The sequence below is a fragment of the Niallia sp. FSL W8-1348 genome, from assembly GCF_038006745.1.
Lineage (GTDB): Bacteria > Bacillota > Bacilli > Bacillales > Cytobacillaceae > Niallia > Niallia alba.
Map to the genome: position 1 here is coordinate 853,875 of NZ_JBBOVV010000001.1, position 21,729 is coordinate 875,603.

The window sequence follows — 21,729 nt, forward strand, 5'->3', positions numbered from 1 at the left end:
GATTGTTTAAGAGATAGGGCTCTCTAATATAAGTGAGTGTGTTTTACGAATTTCATACTTTATTTTACAATCCCGTATTCCTCATATGAACACCATTTTTCCTTCCTCTCCCACAAATTTCAGCTTTCATCCCTCTTATGAACACCACTTTCCCTTCCTCTCCCACAAATTTCGGCTTTCATCCCTCTTATGAACACCACTTTCCCTTCCTCTCGCACCGATTTCGGCTTTCATCTCTCTTATAAACACCACTTTCCCTTCCTCTCCCCACAAAAAAACTGCCCTTTAATAAGGGCAGCCAGATTGTAGAAAAACCCCCTATTTTTAAAAGTATGATTTTGAAAAAGGGGGTTTTTGATGTTTTAATTGATTTTTACCACAACATATGGAATATAAGGTATTATTAAAACACTATATGTTGTATATCGGAATTGTAATAAGGACCACCCGTGAGAACGGGTGGTTTTCTCTGCGGCTGAAAGCCTTTGTTACTGACCAAACCCTAAAGGGCTACTGAAAGGTTCGCCAATTGTACTACTTCTACTGGCCAGACCTCAAAGGCCTTCTCTCCTAATTTTTTCGTTTCTTTTTCTTCACTTCTTCCCCTGTAAATGGATCAATATATTCCATAATCGTTAATTGTTCTGCGACTAGATCATCTTGTATTTGATTACGGATATATTCTTCAATTACCTTCTTGTTTCTTCCTACCGTATCTACATAATATCCTGTACACCAAAATTTTCGATTTCCATACTTATATTTCAGTTGTGCATGTCTATCAAATATCATCAAGCTACTTTTTCCTTTTAGATATCCTACGAATGCTGATACACTTAATTTTGGCGGAATACTCACTAACATATGTACGTGGTCCTTACACGCAGTTGCTTCTATTATCTCTACGCCTTTCCTCTCACACAAGGTACGTAAGATTTGCCCAATATCTTTCTTTATTTTCCCGTAAATTATTTGTCTTCTATATTTTGGTGCAAATACTATGTGATACTTACAATTCCAAGTTGTGTGTGCTAAACTATTATTGTCTTTTGACATAAGGACTTCCTCCTGGCTATTTATTTTCGGTTGGCGAACCAAAAAATATTTTAGCACCACGAGGAACTTTTTTTAATACCACGCTGTAAGCTTTTTGGAACCCTAGGCATAGCCCAGGGTTTTCTTTTCTATAAAAAAAGCTGTCGAGACTTTCTCGACAGCCTGACTGCCCTTTAATAAGGGCAGCATTCGGTTAACTCTGTACTATTAACTAATATCTCTTTGTGGCAATTAATTTTTATAAAGGATTGCAAAAATCTATTCTTTTCTAATAATTTATTATGTGAACCGTTTTCCTACATTTTCTCTTCCCTAATAACAAAAATGACATCGCTTCTCTAGTTGTGCTCAAGCAATGTTCTTCGTTGCTTCTTTAATATGGAACTCGGTTCTTTTCATAAAAATAAAAAAGCTATGAGGTAGCCTCATAGCTTTTGAATTATCCAATTTTAATTTCATTACCTTCCACTACTACTTTTTCATTTTCTCCTAGGTTAGTAAATACCATTGGAGTAATGATGGAAGGAACTTTTGATTTGATTTCATCAAAATCAATTTCCATTAATTTTTGTCCTTGTTTTACTTTATCTCCATCTTTGACAAAAGTAGTAAACCCTTCACCTTTTAATGCAACAGTATCTAATCCAACATGGATTAAGATCTCTCTACCATTATTGTCTGTCATGCTTAATGCATGCTTTGTAGGAAATACATTCATAATTTGTCCATCTGCCGGAGCAACTAATACACCATTGGATGGATCTACAGCTATGCCATCACCCATCATTTTTTGGGAAAATACAGGATCAGGAACGTCTGCAATACTTAATAGTTTTCCTTCTAAAGGTTGAATATAATGATTACTTGAACTCGTTTTCTCTTCTTTATTTCTTTTAAATAGATTTTTAAACAAGCTAGTACCCTCCAATAAAAGTTTCTATTCCTAGTTTAACTTTTTTCTATGAAAATAACAAAAATTTTCCCATAAATCTGATTAATAATTTTCCTGCGGCCTTAAACCGCAGGAAAACGAAACTTATTTTAGATAATATATAATGGACTCATATGGTCTTAACTTCATACTTTCTCCGAAGAAAGCTGAGTTTGAATAGTTAGAAAGAAGGATTTCACTTGTTAACCCTGTCATATCAATATGCTCTGGTAATTTAAATTCCGCTTCTTCCTCGTAAAAATTATTTACCACTAATAATTTTTCTTTATCTGTACTACGTAAATAAGCAAATATTTTATCATCGTCTGGAGCAAGTAATTCATAATCTCCATCTGTAATAATATCGTATTCTTTACGAAGTTTAATTAAATTTTGATAGTGATAGAAGACAGAGTCTTTATCCTTTAATGCATTTTCTGCATTCAATTCTTTATAATTTTGAGCCGTTTCAATCCATGGTGTCCCCTCGGTAAATCCAGCGTTTTTCTCTCCGTTCCATTGAACAGGTGTACGTGAATTGTCACGAGATTTTCTGCGCAAGATTTCAAGAATTTCTTCTTCCGGCTTACCATTTGCTTGCAAAATATTGTACATATTCAAAGATTCGACATCTCTGTACTGATCAATGGAAGTAAATTTAGGATCTGTCATGCCTAATTCTTCTCCCTGATAAATATAGGGAGTTCCTTGCATCATATGAATCGTTGTTGCGAGCATTTTAGCTGATTCCTTATGGTATTTCCCATCATTTCCATAACGTGAGACAATACGTGGTTGGTCGTGGTTACACCAGAATAACGCATTCCAGCCTTCACCTTTATTCATACCGACTTGCCAGTTAGATAAAATTTGTTTTAAAGCATGAAAATCCATTTCTCCTATTTCCCACTTTTCTCCGTTAGGGTAATCAACTTTTAAATGGTGGAAATTAAAGGTCATGCTTAACTCATTTCGTTCAGGCTTCGTATATTTAATGCAATGCTCTAAAGTTGTAGAAGACATTTCCCCAACTGTCATGCTGTCATATTTTGAAAAAACTTCTTGATTCATTTCATGGATAAATTCATGTACACGAGGACCATCTGTATAAAACTTTCTTCCGTCCCCTGGTGCTACCGATCCATCATCATCTGGAAAGGCTTGATTTTTGGAAATCAAGTTAATAACGTCTAAACGAAAACCGTCTACTCCCTTTTCAAACCAAAATTGCATCATTTTGTATATTTCATCACGAAGCTTCTCATTTTCCCAGTTTAAATCAGCTTGGGTTACATCAAATAGATGCAAATAATATTGTCCTGTTTTTTCATCATATTGCCACGCATTACCACCGAATTTAGACTGCCAGTTAGTTGGCTCCCTACCGTCTTCTTTTCCATCCTTCCAAATATAAAAATCACGATATGGATTATCTTTAGAAGAGGCTGCCTGTTTAAACCACTCGTGCTCAGTAGACGTATGATTAACGACTATATCCATGATAATTTTTAATCCTTTTTGATGTGCTGCTTTTAATAGCTGATCAAAATCTTCCATTTTTCCATACTCATGATGAATGGAATAATAATCACTAATATCATAGCCATTATCTTTTTGTGGGGAAGCATAAATCGGTGTTAACCACAGTACGTCCACCCCTAATTCTTTTAAATAATCTAATCTTTTTATGATTCCTTGAATATCTCCTACTCCGTTCCCTGTAGTATCTTGAAAACTCTTCGGATAAATTTGATACACTACTGCCTTTTGCCACCATGCTTGTTCCATCTATATACACCACCGATGTGAAAATTATGTCCTTTTTCCTGTATGCTAAAAAACTCAATGGAATTAGTATTTACGTTTTTTCCTATTTCATTATCGCTTTAGTAGGAAAAGAACTACTACTTGCTCATAAACACACAAATTGGTTGACATCATAGCGCACGTCAACTTATACAATTCTCTACTTGAACAATACCATTATTAACGATTAATATACTATATTCCTTCCCTTTCATCATAACATGTATATACAAGTTGTCAACTAATAAAGTAATGCGTTTCCAAAACTCCTTATATATTTAAAACTTAGATAAGCAAACTTGTACGTATAATAGAAAGAAAATTTTGCCCCTTCATTTGGTCCCCTTCGAAATATCATCACTGCTTGCTATCTTTCTACTAAGAAATCATTGGTCTTTTATGCCTTTTTCTGGTACGATATCCCTATAATTTTTATTGTACGTATAAGTTAACAGCGTTATCTACAATGGAAAGTGGTGAAACAGTGGCACAAACAACAAAATACAATATGGTGAAAGAAAAAATTACGGACTGGATCACTACTGGAAAAGTGCAGCCAGGAGAAAAAATATACTCGGAAAATGAGTTAGGAAAAACATTTGGAGTAAGTCGTCATACAATTCGACAAGCAATTGGAGATTTAGTGCATGAAGGTTGGCTATATAGAGAACAGGGTGCTGGCACATTTGTTTCTAATCAACAAGTTCGCTCTTCTGAATCAGCCCTTTCCTATCCACCATTACAAAGAACAAAAAATATCGGCGTTATAACAACCCATATATCAGACTATATTTTCCCGTCTATTATAAAAGGAATTGAATCTCATTTAACAAATCAAGGATATTCCCTTACCTTCGCTTGTACGGACAATGATATTAAAAAGGAAAAACAATGTCTTCAGACAATGTTGGACAGAAACATTGATGGATTAATTGTTGAGCCGACTAAATCCAATACCTTTAATCCAAATATACAGCTTTATTTAGAACTGGAGCAGAATAAAATTCCCTATATAATGATAAACCAATTTTATTCCCAACTCTCGCCTCCCTATTTAGTGGTGAATGACGAACATGGTGGATTTATTTCGACCGAACATTTAATAAAACTTGGCCACAAAAAAATTATTGGATTATTTAAAACAGATGATTTACAAGGAATAAATAGAATGAAAGGATTCATTCAAGCATATAAAACATACTCGATTCCTTTCTTCCCAGAAATGATTATTAATTATTCAACCGAAAATGAGGTAACCTACCCGATAGAGCGACTTGCGGAGATATTTGAAACGACTACTAGGCCTACTGCAATTGTTTGCTACAATGATGAACTCGCCATTCAAGTAATCAATTACCTCCGTACATTAAACTTAAGTATTCCAGAACATATCTCCATTATTGGCTATGACGATTCATTTTTAACGGAAGCTTCAGAAGTCAAATTAAGTTCTATAACCCATCCAAAAATGGAAATGGGCTTAGAAGCAGCAAAATGGATTATAGATGCGGTGGAAAAGAAAGGAATCTTGCCTCCATCTGTTGTTTATAATCCAAAGCTTGTCTTAAGAAATTCCACAGCACCTTGTCTGAATAATCTTTAGGGATAAGCGCCAATCTTTTAAAAACAGTCTTAAATAATCATTACTACAATACAAATACTTAATTTTATCATTAAATATAGGTGGAAAAGCTCATTTGCTCCACATATAATCAAAGAACATGTATACTATTAATAGATTTAAACTTAGGAGTGAGCCATTTTGAAGGATGAATTAGCTTATATAGGCAACAAAATCATAGAAAACAAGAACATCCTTGCTGAAAATACAAATACACTACTTTCGCAATTCTTACAACAGCAGGAATCTAATTTATCCCTTCCGTATCGCGAAGAAGACATGCATGAATGGAATGCTAAGCTTTTCTTCATCTTGGCTGAAGCCTTAAAGGATAATAAAGATTCGGAAGGAATACAATATTGGTCTGAAAAAACGGGGGAAACGTTTGTAAAGAATCATATTCCCTTACAATCTGCACTTCGCTCCCTATCGGTTTATCGAAATGTTATTTGGGACGTATTCACAGAAGAATTAGAACAAAAATCTTTCGCACCAATTACAATGCTCGATGTTGGAAAAATTATTGATCCTATTCTCGATGAAATCAGTGCTTATATAGGACATATTTATGAAGAGCATAATACGAAGATAATGAAGCTCGCTTATACTGCTTTAGAAGAGCTGTCTGTCCCAGTTGTTCCAATTGCAAAGGAAACAGCCATTATCCCACTTATAGGTGAAATTGATACACAACGTTCTCAGTTAATTTTAGAAGTTGCCTTACAGGAATCAGCCAATTTAAAAATTGAATATCTTATATTAGATATTTCAGGCGTACCAATTGTAGATACTATGGTTGCGGATAATTTATTTAAAGTTGTCCATGCCTTGGATTTGATTGGTGTAAAATCCATTGTCTCTGGTATTAGACCTGAAATTGCGCAAACGATTATTTCTTTAGGAATTGATTTTAGCAAAATTACCACCTGTGCAAATTTACACACTGCTTTAGCCAGCATCGGCTTAAAGAGAGTAGTAGAATAAGAAAAGGATGTCTTAAAGTGTTATTTAAACAATAACTCCATTAAGACATCCTTTTCCTTTTATGCAGAATAGCGCTCTTTTTCAATTTCTTTTAATGATTTCCCTCTCGTTTCAGGAGCCATTATAAATCCGATGATAGCTGCAATTAACAAGAATCCTATCATTATCAGACCTGACGTTTTAAAGCCTAATGTAGTAATCATTAATGGCACTACTAATGAGATTAACCCTACAGAGACACGTGCTGTTGCAAATAAAAAGCCTTGTGCTTTAGCTCTATACTTTGTATGGAATAGCTCACTTGACCATAACCCATAAAATGCCTGTGCTCCAAATCCAGCTGCAACACCCCATAATATAACGAATGTAAATAGTTCAAACATCCCCATTGAACCTAATGATAAAACTAACCAAGCAATAATTCCAAGAACTGCACCAATGGTATACAGTAATTTACGATTTACCTTATCTCCTAATTTAATAAAGACAAAATAAGTAGAAGCAACCGTTAATATCCATAAAAATGCTTGTAACAAGTTAGCATGTGCCGCTGTTAAACCACCAACCGTTTCATAGATATATGGCATAAAGTAACCCATTACCCCTGCCACTAAATTCCAGAACACATAGATTCCGATTAAGAGAACGATTGCTTTTCGATTAGCTTTAATGGAGAAAAGTTCTTTAATCGGATTGGCAATTTTTTCACCTTTTTGAATTTGGGCTTTCTCTTTCTGTTTTTCTTCTTCCCAAATTGCTGATTCATTAATCTGTTGCTGCATAATCCATGTTACTAAAGCGATTATAAATAATTGCGCGAATATTATTCTGCTCCCCAATAAACCTAGTGGTGCAAGTAAAACAGACAATAATAACGATATTGCTGGTCCAACAGACCAAGCTAATTGACCATATCCTATTCTAGCTGCACGCTCCTTATCAGGTGCTTCTTCTGCTATGTATGTCCAGGCAGCTGGAATGGCAGCCCCTACTGCAATACCTGTAATCACATAGCCAATTAACAGCATTGGAAAATTGAAAGAGAAAGTAATCAATAAAACACCAAGCATATATACGAGCAAATCATATTTATATATAAACTTTCTTCCATATTTATCTACTAAAATACCACCAATTAAAGCACCAATTGCTGAACCAAACCCATTTGCACTTAGGGCTCCCAGTAAACCAAGCTTAAAATCATCTAAATGTAAGTATTCCATCCATAGAGTCAATCCACCGGCCCCAGCAACAATAGAGCCTGCTTCAAGATAATTGGACATAGCTACTGTAATTGTAGCCTTTTTATCATTTTTTTTCACCGCAGTCGCCATCACTAATCTTCCTTTCTATTATTCTATTCAAGATAAAAAACACTTTTTAGCTGCTTAGACACAGGACTGTTATCTGGATTTGTCTCCATTAATGGCTCCATATAGTCCCACCATTTCTTACAAATTTCCGTTTTCGAAACCTTATCCCATGTTTCTACATCGTCTACTTCTAAATAGGCAAATAATTGTCCAGATTCTTCTTCTAAGAAAATGGAATAGTGATGTACACCATGAGCTTTTAACGTCTCCTCCATCTCTGGCCAAAGTTCATTATGTCTCTTCTCATATTCTTCAAATTGATCCTTATATACTTGCATAATACTTGCTAATCTAGTACGATTTTTCATTCTTTGATTACTCCCTTCTTATTATTGAAAGCAATTACATTGTTGATATCTACATATTACTGCATGATAAAAGCGCTTAACAGGAGACAAAACTAAGAATGGGGGGATAAAAAAATGTTTTTTGGTAGGGTTTTCATTATTACACAACGAGAAACTATGAAGGCCTAAATAAATGGAAGGAATTGAAACAGTTCTTTTAAAAATTTACTGTCCTAAACACTACCAGTCTATCTAACAAAAAAAAGCTATCGGAAACTCATTTCCCATAGATTCCGATAGCTCAAATATGATTATATTCCTCATCCTAGTATTACTTAGCCGCTCCTCCCTTATCTTTTTAGATGGGCTTCTCTATATTGAGAAGGTGTGTAACCATACCATTGTCTAAACAATCTACTAAAATACTTTGTATCCTGATAGCCTAGTTGGACAGCAATATCATATATCTTAAGATCCGTTGTTTCCAATAACTCTGTTGCTTTTTTCAATCGTGTTTTCGTAATATAGTCTAGAATGGTTTCCCCTATCTGCTCCTTAAAATAAACACTGAAATAAGTAGGACTCATGTATACCTGTTGTGCAATTAATTTAATGGTTATCGATTCGCCTAAATGATCCTGAATGTAATCCTTTGCTTTTTGAATAGGGTTTTTATTGGTTCTTTTGGCTTTTTGAATCCTTTCCATTACAGAAAGAACCCAAAATTTTATCTTATCCTTCAATTGATAAAAATTGGATGTATTTTTTGTTAAGGAGATTACTTCGCGGAACAATATTCTTTCTTCTCCAAATCCTTCTAACTCAACCCATCTGTTTACAATTCTTAATCCAAGTAATTGTACAGCTTCTTCTAAAATACTTGCTGAACTAATTAGTTGCAGCTTTTTAAAATATTCTTCGAGTGAGATAATTACTTCCTTCTTTCCCTCATTCTCCAGACTAAATAAAAGCTGCTGGATGCTTTTAATAATTTCTGAACTATGTTTTTTACTCTCCTCACTTGTCTCTGGCAATTGCTCAAGCCAAAACACTTTATTACATCCGTATATCATTCTATTTTGCATAACACTCTCTAATTTTTTTCGATTAGTCAAGTAATCTTCCATATTTGTAAACACCGATCCCACAGCAATTGTAACCGTATTCTCGGATATGTTTTTAATATTTTCTTTCCATAATCGTAAAAGTGCTTCTGTTTCCTTACGTAAATGTTGAGACTCTTGATGTTCTATTAAAATCCATATAGAAAAAAGATCATCTCTCCATAACCATTTTCTTCTATTCGATGAGGAAGACCATTCTTCTAATGAGATCTTTAATGAAGACAAAATATCTTCATTTGCTACTTTTAGCCAAGCTAGATACTCATCCGACCATGTTTGATTTCTATTTTGATCAATGCTGATATACAATAACTGAAATGAACCTTTCCCTATAAGCTGTAACCATTTCTGTTTATCTTCTCTCAAATAATCTTCCAATTGCAATTGACTTAAATAATATATTTGCTTCGTATAGTCTAATTCTTCAGCCTTTCGTTGTAATTGCTGCTTTTCTTTTTCTTCTTTCCTTTTTGTTTCAATTTTTTTCTGTATCTGTAGTAATACTTCTTTCAATTGCTCTCGATGAACTGGCTTTAATAAATAATTGGAAACTCCTTCTTTTATAGCAGATTGCAAATAGACAAAATCATCAAATCCACTAATGATGATTGACTCAAATGACATTTTATCTTTTAAACGCTTAATAAGTTGCAGCCCTGTAATTTCAGGCATTTGCACATCTGTTAAAAGTAAATCAAACCTAAGTGACTTTTCTTCTATTTTTTCAATCGCTTCTTTTCCATCAGAAAAGGCTCCAATGATTTCCCACACTTCTCCATCGTCTTCTACCATCCGTACCATGCGTTTTAAAATTCTAGGTTCATCATCTACAACAATCACCTTAATTTTCTCCATTTTCTCTCCCACCTTCTAACCTGTTCTCATACACTATACAAGGATCCTGAATCAGAGGTAAAAGAATCGTTACTGTTGTTCCGATGGACTGTTTGCTTTCAATCGTTATCCCATATTTATCAGAAAACAACATTTTAATTCGCGCATGAACATTTGTTAATCCCACTCCCGATTCTCTTGTAAAATAATCTTGTTTATTTAAGTTTTTTTGGATACTCTGCAATTTTTCTTCCTCTATTCCAGGTCCATTATCCTTAATGACAATCTTTAATTTTCCATCCTCCACCAAAATGGCTATCGATATTATTAATACTTTCCTTAGTTTCATTCCATATTTAAAAGTATTTTCAATAATTGGTTGGATAATAAATTTAGGAGAATAGTAGAGGGGAATCTGATCTTCTCCCACCATTTCATAGTTGACCCTGTCCTCAAAACGGATTTTTTGAAGCCTTAAATAGTTTTTTATATGTGTTAATTCCGTTTGCAGAGGCACTAAATTTTCACTACTGCTTAATGAATACCTTAACATTTGTCCAAGAATACCTACCATATCGACTGCCGTTTCTGGATCCTCTTCCTCAATAACTGCTCCAATTGTTTCTAACGTATTGTACATAAAGTGTGGATTTATTTGTGATTGAAGTGCATAGATTTGCGCATTTCGTTGTTGTAACTCGATTTCATAGTTTTTCTGTATCAGTATTCTCAATTGTTCTAACATTGACCGAAAGCTCTCGGCTAATTGTCCTACTTCATCCTTATTGGTTGGAGTGATTGTGACATGTAGATTACCATCTTCCACTTCCTTCATTACTTTTCCAAGATGCTTAATCGGCTTGGTTACAGACCAAGCGATAAAAATCGAAATGATCGTAGAAACGATTGTTAAAATAAAAAAAATGGATAGTGTATAATTCTTTACGATATCTGTTCTTTCGGTTAGATATTTCATAGGAATACTGTGAGCGAGAATCCAGTGTTTATTTGTTGATTGATTCATACTATATAATACATTTTCCTTTGCATACTCCGTTGTACGAAAACTACCGTTTACAAGTGGATAATCTACTAATCCGCCATCTATTTGTCCAATGAGTGTTTTGTCAGGATGATAAATGATATATCCATCTTCATCCATTAACCATATATTTGCTCTTTCTTCCTTATCAATATCATTAAGTATTTTTTCAATAAATGTCACATCTACTGCAAATAGTAAAGAACCTAAACTTTCCCGATTTTCAAAGTCCGTAAGTTCATTTACAACGAGAATAAATGGAATATTTTTTTCGAAGGTTAAAGTTGTTTTATTTGGCAAAATTATTGGCATTTCCCCGGCTAAATCATGAATTTCTCCAAAAGGAAGGATCGAATCCTCAAAATCCATTCCTTTAAAAGGAGTTTTCGTGCTTATATAATTGCCATTATTGGTGATTAAAAATGCCGCTAGAATATCTGATTGATTACTGTTTAAATAGTTATTGGATAAAAAGCTTTCCACTGTATATTGCTCCTGTAGAAAAGCTGATTTTTCTTTGTAAGGAGTACTTCTAAGAATTGACATTATTTCTTTTGAATTATAAATTGCATTAGGCAGATCATTTAGCAAGATTAATTCATTTTCTATATTTTTATTTGCTTGATTTAATAGTCTAGGAATATATTCACCTACTTGTTCCTCTATAGCCTTTGTATTTTGCGTATACGTAATATAGCCTAATATCCCCATTGGAATTACGGTCATTATCATATAAGTAATAATTAACTTACGCTTTAAGGGGGCTTGCCCTAGCTTAAATAACTGTATTCGTTTAAAAATCATATTGATCGATATTCTCCTTTGTAAAATCAATAGGCTGCCCCATAATAATCGTATCGTCTTTCACTCTAATAATGCCGACATTTTCAAAAGACTTATTATCTGTCACTTCATTTCCTAATAAAATTTCTTTTGCTACACTAACTGTTAAATAGCCTAATTTTTTAGGACTCCATAAAGTGCTAATTTGTATCGCTTCATTTTTTAAATAGGAACGTACTAAATTAGGACTTGATAAACCAACGACAGCAATCTCTCCAACTTTATTCGCATCCATTACGGCTTGAGCAGCTGCTGGCGGTCCTACAGAGGAACTTCCAATAATCCCCTTTAAATCTGGATATTTCACCAGCAATTCTTTTGCAATCATATATGCTCTTTGTGGGTTATCATTTGATTCCTCTACTTCCAAAAGCTTCATTTTAGGATAGTTTTCTTCTTGTTGAATAACCATCCACTCCGTCCACTCCTTTAAAGTGGCAGCATTATCGGAACCGGTAATAATGGCATAAGCACCTTTTTCCTTCATATTTAAAGACAGAGTATCCATCACATGTCTACCTAAAGTCTCTGGATCTACTGAGCTAACAAAATATTCTCGAAATTTTTCATTTGTATCTGAGTCCCATGTCATAACTACAATCCCTTTTTGTTTTGCTTCCATTAAGATGGGACCTAATTTTTCTGGATCATTTGCAGAAATAGCAATAGCATCAACCTCTTTTTCTATATATTCCTTAACAAGTTGTTCTTGTTGCTGCCAATCTGCTATTAATGGTCCTGCATATAACACATGTACATTCAAATCTTTCCCAGCTTCTAATACTCCTTCTTCCACTGCATTAAAGTAAGGAATTCCACTTACTTTTGGTATAACAGCAATCATATATTCCTTTTCTATTGCGGACCTTTCCCCTTCTTTTGGTTGAAGCCTATCATTCTGATAAATAATTTCATATTTTTGATTAGACGAATCGAAACTGCATCCGCTTACAATAATCAAAAGCATGAAAAGTACCATTATTGATTTTAGCTGCATTTCTTTTCCCCTAACCTTTCATTACTCTCTACATAAAGTGAAACTTCTATCAGTAGGATCTTACTATCCGTTAAGAGTGAGATAAAGTGCTTTCTTTTTATTATATAAAAAATAAACAAAAAAATATATGTTTGTTTATTTTTATTTGATCAAGTTTCATTTGGAACATCCACAAATTTTATGCATAAATAAAAACAGAAGGAATTAGTAACGTAATATACAACCTAATTCCTTCTATATAATATCGTGCTGGTACACCGATTCTATTATTATAAAATCTCTTTAAACATAGAAATTACTTCTTCCTTTGTAGGTTGAAATGGATTTCCAGGAGCACATGCATCTAATAAAGCAAAGCTTGCTAGTTTTTCCAAATCAACCTCTTCTACTCCTAAATCTGATAATCTTGCTGGAATTTCTACCGTTTGACAAAGCTCTATAATTGCTGCAATGACTTCTTCTGCACACTGGCTATCTGTCTTTCCTTCAATGGAAATACCGATTGCTTTTGCTATTGCTGGAAATTTATGCGGGTCTCGCTTCGCATTTTCTCTTTCCACAATAGGCAAGAGCATTGCATTGCACACACCATGAGGTAAATCATATACACCCCCAAGTTGATGAGCCATAGCATGAACAAATCCTAATCCTGCATTATTAAATGACATACCAGCTAAAAACATTACATATACCATTTGTTCACGTGCTTCTATATCATATCCATCCTTCACTGCACGAGGTAAATAGGTGAATATTTTTTCTACCGCAGCTAATGCAGTAGCATCTGTTACTGCGTATGCTCCTGGAGTAACAATTGCTTCTATCGCATGTGTTAAAGCATCTATTCCTGTTGCAGCTGTTAATGCAGCAGGCTTATCCACCATTAGCTCGGGATCATTCACTGATATTGTTACAAGACAATTTTTATCAACCATTACCATTTTGACATGGCGTTCTTCATCGGTAATGACATAGTTAATAGTAAATTCACTTGAGGTTCCGGCAGTTGTATTTATCGCTACAATTGGTACTGATTTTTTTGATGTTTTTCCTACACCTTCATAGTCTTTAATATCCCCACCATTCGTTACATAAAGACCAATTGCCTTTGCTGTATCTTGAGGAGATCCACCACCAACAGATACAATAAAGTCGCATCCATTTTCTTTATATACTTCTACTCCTCTATATACATTTGCTATAGTCGGATTAGGCTTTACTCCTGCATAAACAGCATAGTCTATTTGCCTATCATCCAATACTTTTTTCACTTTCCCCACAATCCCGCTTTCATTTAGGAAAGTATCTGTTACCACCAACGCTTTTTTTAATCCTAATTCTTCTATTTGTGGTCCTACTTCCTGTAAACAACCTCTTCCCATTAAATTTGTACTTGGAACATAAAAGACATGTGCACTCATTTTTATTTACCTCCTCTTATTTGTTCAATATTTCACATAATAATTTATAAAGAAAGGGCAATATGCCCACCTCTTTTATACACTTAATATACCTTCTCTAGGTACTACCTGAAATGCATCTGCTAAATCTTTAAGCTGCTGGTCCGTAATCGTTTGTTTTATCTTGGAGGCATCTCCGATAATCGTATAAATTTGTGCTGCTTTTTCTGCTGTTTCAATTAAACCAAATGTTTCGTCCATTGTGGAACCAGCACCGAAGATACCGTGATGCGGCCAAACTACTAAACGATGCTCCAACATTTTCTCCGCTGTTTTTTCGCCAATTGCATCTGTTCCAGGAACCATCCAAGGCAATATGCCGATCGCATCAGGAAAAACAACAATACATTCCGTACACATTTGCCAAAGGGTTTTCGTAAAGCTTGCTTCATCTAAGTCATGAATAAATGTCATGGCAAGTATATTAGTCGCATGATTGTGCATGATAATCCGATGATTAGGATCTACTCGTAAACGCGCAATATGACTCATAAAATGGGAAGGTAACTCACTAGTAGGATTGGAACCATCCTCAAAGCCCCATAGTAAGTGTACTTTTTCTCCACTTTCATCTATTTTTAAAATCCCAAGTGTATTAGAAGGATCTTCTTTCACATTTTTAAAATACTTGCCAGAACCTGTAACAATAAAATATTTTCCTGCTAATTCTGATACTGGAAACTTCAATGAAATGGAACGGATAATTTGCTTAACATCTAAATATTGTTCCACTACTTCCTCATCTAAAAGATAACTGATATTTCCCCCATTTCTTTCATCCCATCCCATATTCCACATGTTAAAAGTTGCTTCACACATTTCTTTTAAAAACGGTGCTTCGATAATATCTTTCTTTTGCATAGTCGCTACCATTCTTTCTCACTCCTTCATTCTCTAATTTTCTAGTATTTTATATTTTTGTTTTCTTATCTTTATATTACGCTCGAAACAAAAGTAAGTCAACAAAAACAAAAATAAAAACAGGGGATAAATGTGGAATTTTTGTGAATTTCATTTGATTTGTTTTTGATTTTCTATAATAACCCCATCATTCAAAACAAAAAAAAGATAGCGCCAACATTTTTTATCAATGTCAGTACTATCTTTTATTATTATAAATCTATACACTGCATTTCCTTTATGATTGAACAATTTGAAAGGATATATTCTTTTCTTGAAACCAATTTTCATATTCTGATGGAATCTGCTCATCTGTAATAACATGCTGTATTTGATCAAGGTTTGCAATATGAGCAAAAGTTTTTACTCCAAATTTACTTGAATCTACAAGGAGAGTAACCTCAGATGAAATATTCATCATCTGTTTCTTTAATAGTGCCTGCCATTCATTCGCATCACTTAAACCGCTTACCACATCTACCCCTTTACAGGATAAAAACAACTTGTTCACATAATATCTCTCAAGGGAGCGCTCAGCTAGCGGTCCTACATAAGATAAAGATTTTGACAGAAGCATTCCACCTGTCGATATTACTTTAATCTGTTCTTTCTTACTTAATTCCAATGCTACCTTAATAGAATTAGTGATAACAGTAAGGGGCATATCAGGTAATTGGGCTGCCATATACCAAGCAGTTGTACTGCCATCCAATATAATTTGTTCTCCTGGTTGAATATGTTTTACTGCTTCTCGAGCTATTGCTCTCTTTTGATCCGCATTCGTAACCTCTCTTACGATAAAAGGAGTATCTGCAGGTTCTTTTTCGACACTCACCGCACCACCATGACTCCTCATCAAGAGTTTTTCCTGTTCTAGCTTTTCTAAATCTCTTCTAATGGTTTCCTCTGTTACAGAGAAAATCTCACTAAGCTCTGTTACGCGAATGCTTAGTCTTTCATTTACAAGCTCCACAATTTTTCTTCGTCTTTCCGCTACAAGCACGTTTAAAGTTCTCCCTCCATTTTTGTTTTCTTGGGATTATGTTGTTATATGCTTATTACTATAGCATATTTGTCGTTTTATTTTCTATAAAGATTTTTTCCTCATAAAAAAAGACAAACTAGGTTTGACCTACTTCATCTTTTTATCCCCAAAATTTATTGAGCTTTGTTTTTGTTGTAAATATCAAAGGCTACAGCAGCTAAAAGTACCAATCCTTTAATTCCTTGCTGCCAGTCTACTCCAAGTCCCATTAATGACATTCCATTATTCATGATTCCCATTACTAAACCACCAATAATTGCTCCAGGTATGGTCCCAATACCACCGTATGCGGACGCGCCACCAATGAAACATGCTGCAATAGCATCAAGTTCAAATAGATTACCCGCTTTTGGTGTGGCTGCATTTAATCGTGCCGCGAATAATAGACCCGATAATGCGGACAGCACACCCATATTAACAAACACCATAAAGGTCATCTTTTTCGTTTTTATTCCAGAAAGCAATGCTGCCTTCTCATTTCCACCGATAGCATAGATATGTCTTCCGGCTTTTGTTTTATTTGTCACAAATGTATAAATTACAATAAGAACACCTAATACAATTAATATATTGGGGATTCCTTCATAGGTTGCTAGTACAAATGTAAAGATATTTAGAATGACTATCATACCTACTAACTTTAATACAAATAGCCCAAATGGTTGAACCTCAAATTGATGCTTTAATTGATTTCGTCTATTTTTCCATTGGAAGAAAATAATAACGATTGATAGAGCTATCCCAATTAATATTGTTAAGAGGTGTAAAGAACCACCACTAGTGAGATCGGGAATAAACCCGGAACTGATTTTTTGAAAGGATTCGGGAAAAGGAGCAATTGATTTCCCTTCTAAAACAATCATTGTTAATCCCCTAAACAACAGCATACCTGCTAATGTCACAATAAATGCTGGGATTCGAACATATGCAATCCAAAACCCTTGCCATGCTCCAATAACTGCTCCAAGTACTAAAGAAATAACAATTGCCAAAAATGGTGACATTTCATAATTCACCATCATAATCGCCGAGATAGCACCAACAAACGCAGCAACCGAACCTACTGATAAATCAATATGCCCTGTAACGATAACAAGTAACATCCCAACTGCTAAGACTAATATATAACTATTTTGTAAGATTAAGTTTGTAATATTTAATGGTTTTAATAAAAGTCCATCTGTAATGATTTGAAAAAATACCATAATAAATACTAAGGCAATAATCATACTGTATTGACGGAAATTAATTTGAAAAAGTGATTTACTGGAATTATTTTTTTGTGAACCTATCGAATTCGTTTTTAATGGTGATTGCATGTACCCTTACCCCCTTACTTTACTTTTGGTCATGTATTTCATTAATTTCTCTTGATCTGCTTCTTCTTTCAGAACTTCCCCTGTTATGCGACCTTCATTCATCACGTATATGCGGTCACACATCCCTAATAACTCTGGTAATTCAGAAGAAATCATGAGAATGCTTTTTCCTTCTTTTACTAGTTCATTAATGATGGTATAAATTTCATACTTTGAACCAACATCAATTCCTCTTGTAGGTTCATCTAATATTAAAATATCTGGTTCTGAAAACACCCATTTACTTAAAACTATTTTTTGTTGATTTCCGCCACTTAAATTCCCTGCTTTTTGGAAGACACTCGGCGTCTTTATTCTAAATTTTTGACGATATTCTTCTGCTACCTTTATTTCTTGGTTCTTATTTAAAACAGATCGTTTGGAAATTCGGTCAAGGGTTGCAAGCGTAATATTTTGCTTGATATCTTCCATTAAAATTAAGCCATCGCCCTTTCGATCTTCCGAAACATACGCTAATCCATTATTAATCGCTGATGCTACATCCTTAAATTTCAATTCTTTTCCATTTTTTACGATGTTACCAGTTATATTTTTTCCGTATGCTCTCCCGAATAAGCTCATTGCTAATTCCGTACGACCAGCACCCATAAGCCCAGCAATTCCAACTATTTCCCCTTTACGTATCGTAATGCTCACATTATCAATGACTTTTCTATCGATATGTTTTGGGTGGTATACAATCCAGTCTTTTACTTCAAATACAATTTCACCAATTTTAGGAATACGTTCGGGATAACGATTTGTAAGATCTCTTCCAACCATGCCTTTAATAATGCGATTTTCATCCACTTGATCGTTCTTGACATCCAATGTCTCAATTGTTTTTCCGTCCCTTAAAATGGTGATCGAATCTGCAACCTTTTCGATCTCATTTAATTTATGGGAAATGATAATGGCAGACATTCCTTGGTTTTTAAATTCTAATAATAAATTCAATAAGTTTTCACTATCGTCCTCATTTAATGAAGCTGTTGGTTCATCCAAAATAAGTAGTTTAACATCCTTTGACAATGCTTTTGCTATTTCAACTAATTGCTGCTTTCCTACTCCAATTTCACTTACCTTCACATTGGGTGATTCCTTTAAACCAACCTTTTGCAGTAAGGCTTTGGCACGAAGAAACGTTTCATTCCAATTAATCACACCATTGTTAACGATTTCATTTCCTAAAAAAAGATTTTCTGCTATTGTCAATTCTGGAACTAATGCTAATTCTTGATGAATAATTACAATTCCAAGCTCTTCACTTTGCTTAATATTTTTAAATTCACAAATCTCATTTTGAAAAAGAATATCACCAGAATAGGTGCCATAAGGGTAAACACCACTAAGCACTTTCATCAATGTAGACTTTCCAGCCCCATTTTCGCCACATAGTGCATGTATTTCTCCTGCTTTTACCTTTAATTTAACCTCTTCTAATGCCTTAACCCCAGGAAATTCTTTTGTAATATTGCGCATTTCGAGAATTATATTTGCCATATTCTTCACCACCAATAGATTATTTCAATTGTTCATTGGCCTAACTGTTCTTTCGTATAATAATTTGTATCTACTAACACCGATTGATAATTATCAATATCTACAGAAACTGGTTTTAAAAGATAGGCAGGAACAATTTTTTTCCCGTTATTATATGTTTCTACATCATTTACTTCTGCTTCTTCTTCATTCAGTAAAGCTCTTGCCATTTCTACCGCTTTTTTTGCTAATTCCCTTGTATCTTTAAAAATCGTTTGCGTTTGTCTTCCATTTATAATTGCTTTTATAGAAGCAAGCTCTGCATCTTGTCCTGTTATTATCGGCATCGGCTTATCTTTACTTCCATATCCAACACCTCTTAAGGAAGAGATTACGCCAATACTAATTCCATCATATGGAGACAATACTGCATCAATTTGTTCTGTTGAATAATAAGCACTCAATAAATTATCCATTCTTGATTGAGCTAATGCACCATCCCAACGAAGTGTTGCTCCCTGGCTAAATTTTGTTTGTTTACTTCTTACTACTAGTTTTCCAGAATCTATATATGGCTGAAGGACGGACATTGCTCCATCAAAGAAAAAGTAAGCATTATTATCATCAGGAGACCCTGCAAAAATCTCGATATTAAATGGGCCCTCAGAATTTTTTAACTCCAGCTTTTCCTCAATGTACTGTCCTTGTAATTCTCCTACTTTAAAGTTATCAAATGTTGCATAGTAATCTACATATTCACTATGTTGAATTAAACGGTCATACGAAATGATTTTTATCCCATTATTATGTGCTCTTTCCAAAACACCAGTTAAACCAGAACGGTCATCAATAGGTGCAATGACTAAAATATCAACACCTTTGGTTATCATATTTTCAATCTGTGCTGTTTGGTTCTCAATTATATCCTCTGCATATTGTAAATCCGTACTATATCCAAGATCTTCAAACAGTTTTTTCATATTTTCTCCATCATTTACCCATCTTTCAGATGATTTGGTAGGCATAGAGATCCCAATAAACCCCTTTGTCTCTGCACCTGTTTTTTGCACTCCACAAGCAGTTGTAATAAGTATTAAAACTACTACACTAATTATTGTAAGCGTTTTTTTAAACAAACAAACTTCCCCCTTCCCATATTTATTAGGTGGTTTTCTTTTTCTAAAACTAATATAGCATTCGCTATAAATCTGGTCTTTTTAAATAATTTACTATTTTTATACTTTTTTAACTTAATATAAAACGCTTTCATTTTTCTATAAAATTAAGTATTTGTTGCTAATTAACCCACAGCCAAATAAAAAAAGAAGCCCGAATATAACAGAGCTCCTGCTTTAACTATTTACGTTATTTGAATCATCTATGATATTTCTACGGTATTTATTTGGAGATAAGCCCATTACTTTTTTAAAGGCTGTACTGAAATAATGCTGAGTTTCATACCCCACTAATTCTGATATCGAAATAATTGGATAATCTGTTGATTGAAGTAAGTATACGGCCTGCTTCATTCTTCTGTGTGTGAGAAGTTGTACAAAGCTAACTCCTAACTCTTGTTTTATTAGCCGACTTAAATAAACCGGAGAAACCTGTAAAGCTACTGCAACCTTTTCAAGGGAAAGCGTTGAATCTGCATATTGATGTTCAATCATACTTTTCGCCCTTCTTACTATAGGTGAAATATTAATTTCTTTTTGTATGATTTCTTTGCACTTTTTATATAACAAGGAAAGATGCTTGTAGTCTTTTTCATTACTTTCCATGTAAACTGCTATAGACATTTTTAATTCATTCTTGATAATTTCCTCCAGTTGCACAAGACGATCATTTGTTATCTCATGCCAACTTATAAGAAAGATGAGTCCAGAGTCATCATTAAAGTAACCAATTTCTTCCGTTTCAAAGAACAAAAGAATGTGATATTTTAGTGACTCTTGGATTTCTTCTCTTTCCTTTTCCTTTAGCATTGATTTATTTTCAAGGAATTCTAAACAAGATATAACTATTAAGTTTTTGGGAATATTTTCATTTAAATAATATAACGCTAATTGACTCCTGATTTCTTCGTTATTTAACTTCCCTTCTACCCACTCTTGAAAAAAAGTATTTTTAAAAGTTGGCAAATTTTTAGTAAATTGTTCAGACGTTCTATCCAATAAATCCTTTTGATTATTATCATTCACTAATTCATTTTCCAACTTGTTTAGTAATTCTAATAAGTGATTAGGGTCAATAGGCTTTAACAAATAATCGGAAACATTGAGTCTGATTGCTTCTTGAGCATACTTAAATTCATCGTAACCAGTAATAATAATGATTCGACAGTCTGGTAGTTTTTCCTTAACATGCTTAATAACGTTTAAGCCATTTACAATCGGCATATTTATATCGACAAGAAGAATATCAACAGAATACATAAGTGAAAGTTCTATTGCCTCCTCCCCGTCTTCTGCTTCTGCAACGACATTCATCTGTAGAGACGGCCAATCAATTGAATTTCGAATGCCGTCACGAATAATGGGTTCATCATCAGCAATTAATACATTCCAGTTTTGTTTATTCATCCAT

Annotated in this window: 17 protein-coding genes; 2 read left to right on the forward strand and 15 right to left on the reverse strand. The window is 34.1% G+C overall.

What is annotated here, in order from left to right:
• Nucleotides 1-570: 570 nt before the first annotated feature.
• The 3 genes from tnpA to treC all read right to left on the reverse strand — a co-directional run bounded on the left by tnpA (nucleotide 571) and on the right by treC (nucleotide 3,775).
• Nucleotides 571-1,056, reverse strand: coding sequence for an IS200/IS605 family transposase (gene tnpA, locus NST60_RS04085; protein WP_061800923.1), 486 nt, complete (start codon nucleotides 1,054-1,056; stop codon nucleotides 571-573).
• 439 nt (nucleotides 1,057-1,495) lie between these two features.
• Entirely contained in the window at nucleotides 1,496-1,969 is a 474-nt protein-coding gene (locus tag NST60_RS04090; protein WP_016204515.1) for a PTS sugar transporter subunit IIA, read from the reverse strand.
• Between the two features lie 123 nt (nucleotides 1,970-2,092).
• A complete protein-coding gene (gene treC / locus NST60_RS04095) occupies nucleotides 2,093-3,775 on the reverse strand; it encodes an alpha,alpha-phosphotrehalase (protein ID WP_341098229.1) in 1,683 nt (560 codons plus the stop codon).
• Between the two features lie 502 nt (nucleotides 3,776-4,277).
• On the opposite strand from treC, the gene NST60_RS04100 reads away from it, so the two are divergent.
• A complete protein-coding gene (locus tag NST60_RS04100) occupies nucleotides 4,278-5,396 on the forward strand; it encodes a GntR family transcriptional regulator (RefSeq protein WP_341098231.1) in 1,119 nt (372 codons plus the stop codon).
• Nucleotides 5,397-5,555: 159 nt separating this feature from the next.
• Entirely contained in the window at nucleotides 5,556-6,398 is an 843-nt protein-coding gene (locus NST60_RS04105; protein ID WP_101730274.1) for an STAS domain-containing protein, read from the forward strand.
• Nucleotides 6,399-6,457: 59 nt separating this feature from the next.
• On the opposite strand, the gene NST60_RS04110 is transcribed toward NST60_RS04105, so the two are convergent.
• From NST60_RS04110 to NST60_RS04165, 12 genes are all read right to left on the reverse strand, one after another.
• Nucleotides 6,458-7,732 carry an MFS transporter gene (locus NST60_RS04110; RefSeq protein ID WP_016204519.1) on the reverse strand — a complete coding sequence of 425 codons (1,275 nt, stop codon included), beginning with the start codon at nucleotides 7,730-7,732 and terminating at the stop codon, nucleotides 6,458-6,460.
• A gap of 23 nt (nucleotides 7,733-7,755) precedes the next feature.
• Nucleotides 7,756-8,079: an L-rhamnose mutarotase gene (gene rhaM / locus NST60_RS04115; RefSeq protein WP_016204520.1), complete on the reverse strand. Its 324-nt coding sequence runs from the start codon at nucleotides 8,077-8,079 to the stop codon at nucleotides 7,756-7,758.
• A gap of 329 nt (nucleotides 8,080-8,408) precedes the next feature.
• The gene (locus NST60_RS04120) at nucleotides 8,409-10,037 is read right to left on the reverse strand and encodes a response regulator transcription factor (RefSeq protein ID WP_341098233.1); all 1,629 of its coding nucleotides are present in this window, start codon (nucleotides 10,035-10,037) and stop codon (nucleotides 8,409-8,411) included.
• Nucleotides 10,024-11,862, reverse strand: coding sequence for a cache domain-containing sensor histidine kinase (locus NST60_RS04125; RefSeq protein WP_341098234.1), 1,839 nt, complete (start codon nucleotides 11,860-11,862; stop codon nucleotides 10,024-10,026). Before NST60_RS04125 ends, NST60_RS04120 begins: the two co-directional genes overlap by 14 nt.
• A complete protein-coding gene (locus tag NST60_RS04130) occupies nucleotides 11,852-12,898 on the reverse strand; it encodes an autoinducer 2 ABC transporter substrate-binding protein (protein ID WP_341098235.1) in 1,047 nt (348 codons plus the stop codon). Before NST60_RS04130 ends, NST60_RS04125 begins: the two co-directional genes overlap by 11 nt.
• A 269-nt stretch (nucleotides 12,899-13,167) precedes the next feature.
• Nucleotides 13,168-14,319, reverse strand: a complete 1,152-nt coding sequence (locus NST60_RS04135) for an iron-containing alcohol dehydrogenase (protein ID WP_224427389.1) — start codon at nucleotides 14,317-14,319, stop codon at nucleotides 13,168-13,170.
• Nucleotides 14,320-14,394: 75 nt separating this feature from the next.
• On the reverse strand, nucleotides 14,395-15,231 hold the full coding sequence (rhaD, locus tag NST60_RS04140; RefSeq protein WP_101730279.1) for a rhamnulose-1-phosphate aldolase: 837 nt from the start codon (nucleotides 15,229-15,231) through the stop codon (nucleotides 14,395-14,397).
• A 265-nt stretch (nucleotides 15,232-15,496) separates the two neighbouring features.
• The gene (locus tag NST60_RS04145; protein ID WP_101730280.1) at nucleotides 15,497-16,261 is read right to left on the reverse strand and encodes a DeoR/GlpR family DNA-binding transcription regulator; all 765 of its coding nucleotides are present in this window, start codon (nucleotides 16,259-16,261) and stop codon (nucleotides 15,497-15,499) included.
• Between the two features lie 155 nt (nucleotides 16,262-16,416).
• Nucleotides 16,417-17,622 carry a multiple monosaccharide ABC transporter permease gene (gene mmsB, locus NST60_RS04150; RefSeq protein WP_224427388.1) on the reverse strand — a complete coding sequence of 402 codons (1,206 nt, stop codon included), beginning with the start codon at nucleotides 17,620-17,622 and terminating at the stop codon, nucleotides 16,417-16,419.
• A 6-nt stretch (nucleotides 17,623-17,628) separates the two neighbouring features.
• Nucleotides 17,629-19,164 carry a multiple monosaccharide ABC transporter ATP-binding protein gene (gene mmsA / locus NST60_RS04155; protein ID WP_328022047.1) on the reverse strand — a complete coding sequence of 512 codons (1,536 nt, stop codon included), beginning with the start codon at nucleotides 19,162-19,164 and terminating at the stop codon, nucleotides 17,629-17,631.
• Nucleotides 19,165-19,196: 32 nt separating this feature from the next.
• A complete protein-coding gene (gene chvE / locus NST60_RS04160; RefSeq protein ID WP_226752647.1) occupies nucleotides 19,197-20,237 on the reverse strand; it encodes a multiple monosaccharide ABC transporter substrate-binding protein in 1,041 nt (346 codons plus the stop codon).
• Nucleotides 20,238-20,495: 258 nt separating this feature from the next.
• Entirely contained in the window at nucleotides 20,496-21,725 is a 1,230-nt protein-coding gene (locus NST60_RS04165; protein ID WP_328022051.1) for a response regulator transcription factor, read from the reverse strand.
• Between the last annotated feature and the right edge of the window lie 4 nt (nucleotides 21,726-21,729).